Source organism: Kitasatospora misakiensis (assembly GCF_042656005.1).
Taxonomy (GTDB): Bacteria; Actinomycetota; Actinomycetes; order Streptomycetales; family Streptomycetaceae; genus Kitasatospora; species Kitasatospora misakiensis.
On the sequence record NZ_JBHSOF010000034.1, the window covers coordinates 87,593 to 96,054 of the forward strand.

The 8,462-nt window shown below is 70.8% G+C and carries 10 protein-coding genes; 4 read left to right on the top strand and 6 right to left on the bottom strand.

Features of this window, described 5'->3' with window-relative positions:
* Positions 1-7: 7 nt before the first annotated feature.
* Positions 8-313: a 30S ribosomal protein S14 gene (gene rpsN / locus ACFP3U_RS24050; protein WP_380227709.1), complete on the bottom strand. Its 306-nt coding sequence runs from the start codon at positions 311-313 to the stop codon at positions 8-10.
* Complete coding sequence (gene rpmB, locus ACFP3U_RS24055) at positions 313-549, bottom strand: 50S ribosomal protein L28 (protein ID WP_380227710.1); 237 nt, start codon at positions 547-549, stop codon at positions 313-315. The genes rpsN and rpmB overlap by 1 nt, the downstream gene beginning before the upstream one ends.
* A gap of 119 nt (positions 550-668) precedes the next feature.
* On the opposite strand from rpmB, the gene rpmG reads away from it, so the two are divergent.
* On the top strand, positions 669-833 hold the full coding sequence (gene rpmG, locus ACFP3U_RS24060; RefSeq protein WP_380227711.1) for a 50S ribosomal protein L33: 165 nt from the start codon (positions 669-671) through the stop codon (positions 831-833).
* Between the two features lie 154 nt (positions 834-987).
* Here the strand turns inward: rpmG and ACFP3U_RS24065 are convergent, their stop codons facing one another.
* The 4 genes from ACFP3U_RS24065 to ACFP3U_RS24080 all read right to left on the bottom strand — a co-directional run bounded on the left by ACFP3U_RS24065 (position 988) and on the right by ACFP3U_RS24080 (position 5,537).
* Entirely contained in the window at positions 988-1,668 is a 681-nt protein-coding gene (locus ACFP3U_RS24065; RefSeq protein WP_380227712.1) for a FadR/GntR family transcriptional regulator, read from the bottom strand.
* Between the two features lie 158 nt (positions 1,669-1,826).
* On the bottom strand, positions 1,827-2,858 hold the full coding sequence (locus ACFP3U_RS24070; protein ID WP_380227713.1) for an ABC transporter permease: 1,032 nt from the start codon (positions 2,856-2,858) through the stop codon (positions 1,827-1,829).
* On the bottom strand, positions 2,842-4,398 hold the full coding sequence (locus ACFP3U_RS24075; protein ID WP_380227714.1) for a sugar ABC transporter ATP-binding protein: 1,557 nt from the start codon (positions 4,396-4,398) through the stop codon (positions 2,842-2,844). Before ACFP3U_RS24075 ends, ACFP3U_RS24070 begins: the two co-directional genes overlap by 17 nt.
* Before the next feature lie 92 nt (positions 4,399-4,490).
* Positions 4,491-5,537 (bottom strand): sugar ABC transporter substrate-binding protein, encoded by a 1,047-nt coding sequence (locus ACFP3U_RS24080; RefSeq protein ID WP_380227715.1) that lies wholly within the window; start codon positions 5,535-5,537, stop codon positions 4,491-4,493.
* A 513-nt stretch (positions 5,538-6,050) separates the two neighbouring features.
* On the opposite strand from ACFP3U_RS24080, the gene ACFP3U_RS24085 reads away from it, so the two are divergent.
* The 3 genes from ACFP3U_RS24085 to ACFP3U_RS24095 all read left to right on the top strand — a co-directional run.
* Positions 6,051-6,902, top strand: a complete 852-nt coding sequence (locus tag ACFP3U_RS24085) for a fumarylacetoacetate hydrolase family protein (protein WP_380227716.1) — start codon at positions 6,051-6,053, stop codon at positions 6,900-6,902.
* Positions 6,903-6,913: 11 nt separating this feature from the next.
* Positions 6,914-8,254 carry an L-fuconate dehydratase gene (locus ACFP3U_RS24090; protein WP_380227717.1) on the top strand — a complete coding sequence of 447 codons (1,341 nt, stop codon included), beginning with the start codon at positions 6,914-6,916 and terminating at the stop codon, positions 8,252-8,254.
* Positions 8,251-8,462, top strand: a 212-nt coding sequence (locus ACFP3U_RS24095; RefSeq protein WP_380227718.1) for an SDR family NAD(P)-dependent oxidoreductase, incomplete at its 3' end; no start/stop codon positions are given. The genes ACFP3U_RS24090 and ACFP3U_RS24095, both read left to right, overlap by 4 nt.

The window sequence follows — 8,462 nt, forward strand, 5'->3', positions numbered from 1 at the left end:
CTCCCCCTTACCAGCTGGACTTCCGGACGCCGGGCAGCTGCCCGGCGTGGGCCATGGTGCGCAGGTTGATCCGGGAGAGCCCGAACGCCCGCTGGTAGCCGCGCGGACGGCCGTCGACGCTGTCGCGGCTGCGCACCCGGGTGGCGCTGGCGTCGCGGGGCTGGCGGGCCAGCTCGGCCCGCGCGGCGGCGCGCTCCTCGGGAGGGGTGCTGTGGTGGGCGATGATCCGCTTGAGCGCGGCGCGGCGCTCGGCGTAGCGGGCGACTGTCTCCCGGCGCTGCTCGTTCTTGGCGATCTTGCTCTGCTTGGCCATCAGACCTTCTCCCCCCGGGCGCGGATGCGGGCGACGGCGGCCTCGATGCCGATGGTGTCGACGGTCTTGAGGCCCTTGGCGCTGAGCGTGAGGCGGACGTGGCGGCCCTCGCTGGGCAGCCAGTAGCGCTTGCGCTGGATGTTGGGGTCGAAGCGGCGGGGGGTGCGGCGGTGCGAGTGCGAGATCGCGTTGCCGAACCCGGGCTTGCGGCCGGTCAGTTGACAGTGGGCGGACATGCGGGATCCGTTCGTAGGGCATGCGGACGTGGCGGGAGGCGGCAGCCTGCGGCTCCCGTCACCGGACGGCGTCACAGTAGCCTAGATGAAAACGGATTTCATTTTGCTATAGTCCCGGCATGGCTCGAAACGAACTGCGTCCGATCATCAAGCTCCGGTCCACCGCAGGGACCGGCTACACCTACGTGACCCGCAAGAACCGCCGCAACGACCCCGACCGGCTCATCCTGCGCAAGTACGACCCCGTCGCCCGCCGGCACGTGCCCTTCCGCGAAGAACGCTGACCGCTCCACCCCATACCGCGGCCGCCCGTACCGGTGAGTCCGGTACGGGCGGCGGAGGTGGGGCGGCGGAGGTACGGGCGGCGAAGGCGCAGGCGGCCGAGCGTCAGCGCACGTCGAATCCGGTCGACGACCAACCGGCTGCCTCCCGTCCTGGTCAGGGCGAGGATGTACCGGCCGCCAGCCAGTCCTCGACGGCGGCGACGTGCACGGTGGCGAGGCCGGCGGCGAGGCCCGCGTCCCGCTGGACGAGCGCCCGCCAGATGGCTTCGTGCTCGCGGTGGGCCTGTTCGCGGGCCGGCGCGTGGTGGGCCCCGCGCACGATGCGCAGGCGCTGGGTGTGGGTGGAGAGGATGCCCAGCAGCGCCGAGAGGACCGGGTTGCCGACGGAGTCGGCGATGATGCGGTGGAACTCGATGTCGAGGCGGATGAACTCCTCGATGCCGATGTCCGCTTCGCAGCGGTCGAGGATCGCCCGGAGCCCGGCCAGGTGCTCCTCGGTGAGCAGTCCGGCCGCGCAGGCGGTGGCCTGTGGTTCGAGCAGCCGCCGGACCTCCAGGAGCTGGTGGGCCGTACGGCCGTGGGAGACGTCGGCGGCGAAGGCCATCGTCTCCAGCAGCAGGTGCGGTTCGAGCCCCGAGACGTAGGTGCCGTCGCCCTGCTTGGGGACGAGGATGCGCAGTGCGGTCAGCGCCCGGACGGCCTCCCGCAGCGAGCTGCGGGACAGGCCCAGCTGGTCGGCGAGGTCGGCTTCGTTGGGCAGCCGGGAGCCGGGCTTGAGTGCTCCGGAGACGATCATGCCCTTGATCTTCTCGATGGCCAGATCCGTCACCGCCATGACGTCGCCTCCTGCGCTGTCGCGACCGCGGGCATGGGGAGCGCCTCTCGTCGGTGTTCGTGGGGGGGTGGGGAGAGGCGAGGCGGTGCGACCGAATCCCCTGTCCGGCCGGGCGCACCGCCTCGGTGGCTTTCGCTCCTGCCGCGTCGTCAGTCCTGCTACTCCTGCTTCTCGCCGGAGGCGAAGCGGGAGATGATCAGCGCGATGATGATGATCGCGCCGTTGAGGAACTGGTTCCACAGCGGCGGGACGCCGGCAAGGGTCATCACGTTGACCACGAGCTGGAGGGTGAGGACACCGGTCAGGGCGCCGAACAGCGTGCCGCGGCCGCCGTTGAGGCTGACGCCGCCGATGACGGTGGCGGCGAAGACCTGGAAGATCCAGCCGTTGCCCTGGTCGGCGGAGATGGAGCCGTAGTGGCCGGTGTAGAGGATGCCGGCGAAAGCGGCGAGCAGTCCGCCGAGGATCAGCACGATCCAGGTGATCCGGTCGACGCGGATGCCGGCGGCCCGGGCGGCCTCGGCGTTGCCGCCGATCGCGTAGAGGGCGCGGCCGTGCCGCAGCCAGGCGAGGGCGCTGCCGGCGGCCAGGAAGAGCAGGGCGCAGATCCAGATCGCGGCGGGGACGCCGAGCCAGCTCGCGCTGCCGAGGTAGCGGAAGGAGGTGGGCACGTTGACGATGGACTGGCCCTGGGAGACGGCGACCTGGAGGCCGCGCAGCAGGGTGAGCGCGCCGAGGGTGACGATGAAGCCGTTGAGGCGCAGTTTGAGGATGAGGAAGCCGTTGATCGCGCCGATGAGGGCGCCGACGGCCAGGCAGAGCGGGATGGCGGTCCAGGCGGGGAAGAGCCCGAGGCCGTTGAAGCGGGCGCCGTGGTCGGGCAGGACGAGCCAGACGGCGATCACCGGGGCGACGCCGATGGTGGATTCCAGGGAGAGGTCCATCCGCCCGGCGATCAGGATGAGCGCCTCGGCGAGGACCAGCACGCTCAGCTCGGTGGCCTGCTGGCCGACGCCGAGGAGGTTGTCGGAGGTGAGGAAGGCGGGCGAGACGATGAAGCCGATGACGCCCAGCACGAGCAGGACCGGCACCAACGACAGGTCCCGGTAGCGGGCCAACTCGAAGCGGCGCCCGGCGGGGGCGTGGACGGCGGTCGCGGAGCTCTCACGGACCTCAGTGGTGGGAGACATTGCTTTCCTTCGTGTCGTTCGGGCCGGACATGCCCTCCATGGCCGCGACCAGCTGTTCGTCGCTCCAACCGTGCTCGAACTCGGCGACGACGCGGCCGTGGAACATGGCCAGGACGCGGTCGCAGACCCGCAGGTCGTCGAGTTCGTCGGACACGATCAGGGCGGTCCTCCCGTTGTCGGCCACCTCGCGGATGGTTCCGAGCAGGGATTCCTTGGACTTGATGTCGACGCCGTTGGTGGGCCGGATGGCGACCAGCACGTGCGGCTCGGTGGCGAGCGCGCGGGCGATCACGACCTTCTGCTGGTTGCCGCCGGACAGCGCGGACACCGGGGTGGCCGGTCCGGGCGTCTTGATGTCGAGGTCGCTGATCATGCGCTGGGCGAAGGCCCGGGTGCGCGAGGGCAGGACGGTGCCGTACGGGCCGAGCTGGTCGGTGACGGTGAGTGTGGCGTTCTCGGCGACGCTGCGCTGGGGGACGAGGCCCTGGATGTGCCGGTCCTCGGGGACGAACCCGATGCCGGCCGCGAGGGCCGCCGGGACGCGCCCGGTGCGTACCGGGCTCCCGGCGACGGTGACCGTGCCCTGCTGCGGGCGGTGCAGGCCGGCGAGGGTCTCGCCGAGCTGGACGTTGCCGCTGGCGGCGGCCCCGGCGATGCCGACCACCTCGCCGGCCCGCGCGGTCAGCGAGAAGTCCTGGTAGGCACCGGGCAGCGTCAGGTCCGCGACGTCGAGCAGGGTGTCGCCCCCGGTACCGGTCCGGCCCCGGACCGACCAGCGGGGTTCGGTGCCGCCCGCCCGTTCGCCGGTCATCGCCTCGACCAGGGCCTGCTGGCCGAGCTCGGCGACCGGGGCGGTGACGATGTGCCGGGCGTCGCGGTAGACCGTGACCGTGCTGCAGAGGTCGTAGACCTCCTGCAGGTGGTGCGAGATGAACAGGAAGGCGACGCCCTGCCGCTGGAGGTCGCGGAGCTTGTCGAAGAGCTTCTCGATGCCGCGGGCGTCGAGCTTGGCGGTGGGTTCGTCCAGGATGATGAACCGGGCGCCGAAGGACAGCGCGCGGGCGATCTCGACGAACTGGCGCTGCTCGACGGTGAGGTCCTCGGCGCGCGCGGTCGGGTCGACCTCCACCCCGTAGTCGGCGAGCAGCTCGCCGGCCCGCCGGCGCAGTTCCTTCCAGCTGATCGGGCGCAGCGCACCGGTGCTCTGCCGGTCCAGGAACAGGTTCTCGGCCACGGTCAGCGCGGGGATGATCGTGGAGCGCTGGTAGACGCAGGCGACCCGGGAGCGCCAGGCGTCGGTGTCGCCGGGCGCGGGAGCGGGTTCGCCGTTGAAGCGCAGGGTGCCGGTGTCGGGCTGCTGGAGGCCGGTGAGGATCGAGACGAGGGTGGACTTGCCCGCGCCGTTCCGGCCGACCAGGGCGTGCGACTCGCCAGGGGCGACCGAGATCCGGGCGTCGCTGAGGGCGACGGTGGCGCCGAAGCGCTTGCTGATCGCGTCCGCCTCGACGACGGGGCCCCGGACGGGGCTGGGGTCCGCCATGGCAGGGTGTCCTTTCCGAGGATTCCGTGAACGGCGGCCTGCGGCGGGGAGGTTCGGACAGCGCCGCCGGTCACGGATGATGGTGGGGTGGGTTACTTGCCGACGCTGTTGCCCCACAGGGACTTGTCGTCGACGTTGTCCTTGGTCACCAGCGGTGCGGGGAGCTGGTCCTCCAGGCCGTTGGGCAGCTGGATGATCGTCGACTGGTGGTCGGTCGCGCCGGGCTGGAAGGTCTTGCCCTCGGCGGCGGCCTGCGCGTAGAGGAGCGCGTACTTGGCGTAGAGGTCTGCGGGCTGGGAGATGGTGGCGTCGATGTCGCCCTTGCGGATCGCGTCGAACTCCTGCGGGATGCCGTCGTTGGAGACGATGGCGATGTGGCCGGGCTGGCCGGCGGGCTTGAGCAGGCCCTTCTGCTGGAGCAGGGCGAGGGTGGGCTGGAGGAAGACGCCGCCGGCCTGCATGTAGACGCCGCCGAGGTCCGGGTTGGCGGCCAGGGTGGACTGGAGCTTGGCGGAGGCGACGTCGCCCTTCCAGTCGGTGGCCAGCTCGATCACCTGGATGCCGGGGAACTTCTCCTTCATACAGGCGGCGAAGGCCTCCGAGCGGTCGCGGCCGTTGATGGAGCTCAGGGCGCCCTGGAGTTCGGCGACCTTGCCCTTGCCGCCGAGCTGCGCGCCGAGGAACTCGCAGGCCTTGGTGCCGTACGCCTTGTTGTCGGCGCGCACGACCATGTAGACGTCGCCCTTGTCGGGGCGGGTGTCGACGCTGACAACCGGGATCTTCTTGGCGGAGAGCTGGTCGAGGGTGGAGGCGATCGCGCCGGTGTCCTGCGGGGCCATCACGACGGCCTTGGCGCCGGTGTTCTGGAAGACCTGGACGTTGGCGACCAGCTTGGTCACGTCGTTCTGCGAGTTGCTGACCGGCAGGGTGTTCAGGCCCTGCGAGGAGGCGTCCTGCTTGAGGTACTGCGCGTAGGAGTTCCAGAAGTCGGAGTCGGCCCGGGGCAGGTCGATGCCGATCGCCGGCTTGCCGCTGCCGGAGGCGGTGGAGTCGCTGCCGCGGTTGCAGGCCGTGGCGAACCCCGCCAGGACGACCACGGTGGCGGCCGTGGCCGCGATTCGGGAGGAGCGAAGCTTCATGGTGCCGATCTCCTTGGCTGGTATGGCCGGTGCCCTGCCAGGGGCGGGTGGGGGCGGGGTGTGGGGGTGTATTCGGTGCGACGGGACGCGACGGGCCGTCACACCTGTGCTGCCGGGCGACTCAAGGCCTCGGTACCGGCCGACCGTCGGCCCTCTTCCGGACGGGCGGCCGGTACCGAGACGGCGACAGGTGGTGCAGCCCAGAGGTGTCTGGGGTGAACCACAATCATCGGAGTGCTTGCGGTACCGAGGACCATACGAGCCTGAAACAGCACTGACAAGAGGAGACCTCGGATGATTCTTAAACGTGACATCCAGGTTTCCCAGCCGCCACAGGCCAGCCCCTAAGCCCCTTTGATCTGCGTCTTTGACGAGAGCAGCAGCGCCACCGCGCGGAAACATCGGAGGACTCCTTGCGGATTGCGACGGTCGCTCCTATGGTCGTCGCACCGAGGAATCATCCGATGTGTTCACTGCCGGGGGCGCTGGCCCTCCGGCGACGGGAGGCCAGACATGAAGCTGATGCGGATCGGAGCGCCGGGAGCGGAGACTCCGGCGGTCCGCACCGACGGCGGTGAGACCTTCGACCTCTCGGCCCTGACCCGGGACATCGACAGGGAGTTCCTCGCCGCCGGCGGCGTCGACAAGGTCCGCGCCGCCCTGGCCGCCGGCGAACTGCCCGAGATCGACCCGGCGGGCCTGCGGATCGGCGCGCCGGTCGCCCGTCCGGGCAAGGTGGTGTGCGTCGGCCTCAACTACCGCGACCACGCGGAGGAGACCGGGGCGGCCATCCCCGCGCGGCCGGTGGTCTTCATGAAGGACCCGTCCACCGTCGTCGGCCCTTACGACACGGTGCTGATCCCGCGCGGCTCCACGAAGACGGACTGGGAGGTCGAGCTCGCCGTCGTCATCGGCAGCGAGGCGCGCTACCTCGCCGACCCGGCCGAGGCGGCCTCGCACATCGCCGGCTACGCGATCAGCAACGACGTCTCCGAGCGGGAGTTCCAGCTGGAGTACTCCGCCCAGTGGGACCTCGGCAAGTCCTGCGAGACCTTCAACCCCCTCGGCCCCTGGCTGGTGACGCCGGACGAGATCGCGGACCCCCAGGCACTGGGCCTGCGGCTCGTCGCCAACGGCGAGCTGCGCCAGAACGGCGACACCAAGAACATGATCTTCGACGTCGCGTACCTCGTCTGGTACCTGAGCCAGTACATGGTGCTCAACCCCGGCGACGTCATCAACACCGGCACCCCCGCCGGCGTGGCCCTCGGCCTGCCCGGCACCCCCTACCTGCGCGAGGGCGACACCGTCGAGCTGTCCATCGACGGCCTCGGCACCCAGCGCCAGACCTTCTCCAACGCGTGAAAGGCATCCCCGTGTCCACTACCACCGCGCGGATCACCGCCGTCGACACCTATGACGTCCGCTTCCCCACCTCGCGGGAGCTGGACGGGTCCGACGCGATGAACCCGGACCCCGACTACTCCGCCGCCTACGTCGTCCTGCGGACCTCCGACGGCGGCCACGAGGGCCACGGCTTCACCTTCACCATCGGCCGCGGCAACGACGTCCAGGTCGCCGCCATCGACGCCCTGCGCGAGCGCATCGTCGGCCGGCCGGTCGCCGAACTGTGCGCCGACCCGGGCTCGGTCTACCGCGACCTGATCGGCGACAGCCAACTGCGCTGGCTCGGCCCCGAGAAGGGCGTGATGCACATGGCCATCGGCGCCGTCGTCAACGCCGTCTGGGACCTCGCCGCCAAGCGCGAGGGCAAGCCGCTCTGGCAACTGCTCGCCGACGCCGACCCCGCGTGGCTCGTCTCCCAGATCGACTTCCGCTACATCGCCGACGCGCTGACCCCCGAAGAAGCCCTGGACCTGCTCACCAAGGGCAAGCAAGGCGCCGCCGAGCGCACCGCCGAACTGCTGCGCCGCGGCTACCCCGCCTACACCACCTCACCCGGCTGGCTCGGCTACTCCGACGAGAAGCTCACCCGCCTCGCCCGGCAGGCCGTCGCCGACGGCTTCACCCAGATCAAGCTCAAGGTCGGCGCCGACCTGGACGACGACATCCGCCGCTGCCGCGCCGCCCGCGAGGCCGTCGGGCCGGACATCCGGATCGCCATCGACGCCAACCAGCGCTGGAACGTCGCCGAGGCCATCGAGTGGACCAACGCGCTCGCGGAGTTCGACCCGTACTGGATCGAGGAGCCCACCAGCCCGGACGACGTGCTCGGCCACGCCGCCGTCCGACGCGGCGTCCACCCGATCAAGGTCGCCACCGGCGAGCACGTGCAGAACCGGATCATCTTCAAGCAGCTGCTCCAGGCCGGCGCCATCGACGTCCTCCAACTGGACTCCGCCCGGGTCGGCGGCGTCAACGAGAACCTCGCCATCCTCCTGCTCGCCGCCAAGTTCGGCATCCCGGTCTGCCCCCACGCCGGCGGCGTCGGCCTGTGCGAACTCGTCCAGCACCTCTCCATGTTCGACTACGTCGCACTGACCGGCACCACCGAGGACCGCGTCATCGAGTTCGTCGACCACCTCCACGAGCACTTCCTCGACCCCGTCGTCATCACCGACGGCCACTACCGCGCCCCCACCGCACCCGGCTTCTCCGCCGCCATGCACCACGCGACCATCGACACCTTCCGCTACCCCGACGGCGAGTTCTGGACCGCCGACCTGGCCGAGTCGAAGCAGGAGAACCAGGCATGACGACCTCGGACCTCAAGGGCCTGAGCGCCCTCGTCACCGGTGGTGCCTCGGGTATCGGTCTGGCGACCGCGTCGATGCTGGCGGAGCGCGGTGCGGCCGTCGCGGTCCTCGACCTCGACCCGAGTGGCGCCCCGGCCCCGTTGCACGGTTTCGCCGCCGACGTGTCCGACGACGACTCGGTGCGCTCCGCCGTCGAGGCGGCGGCGGG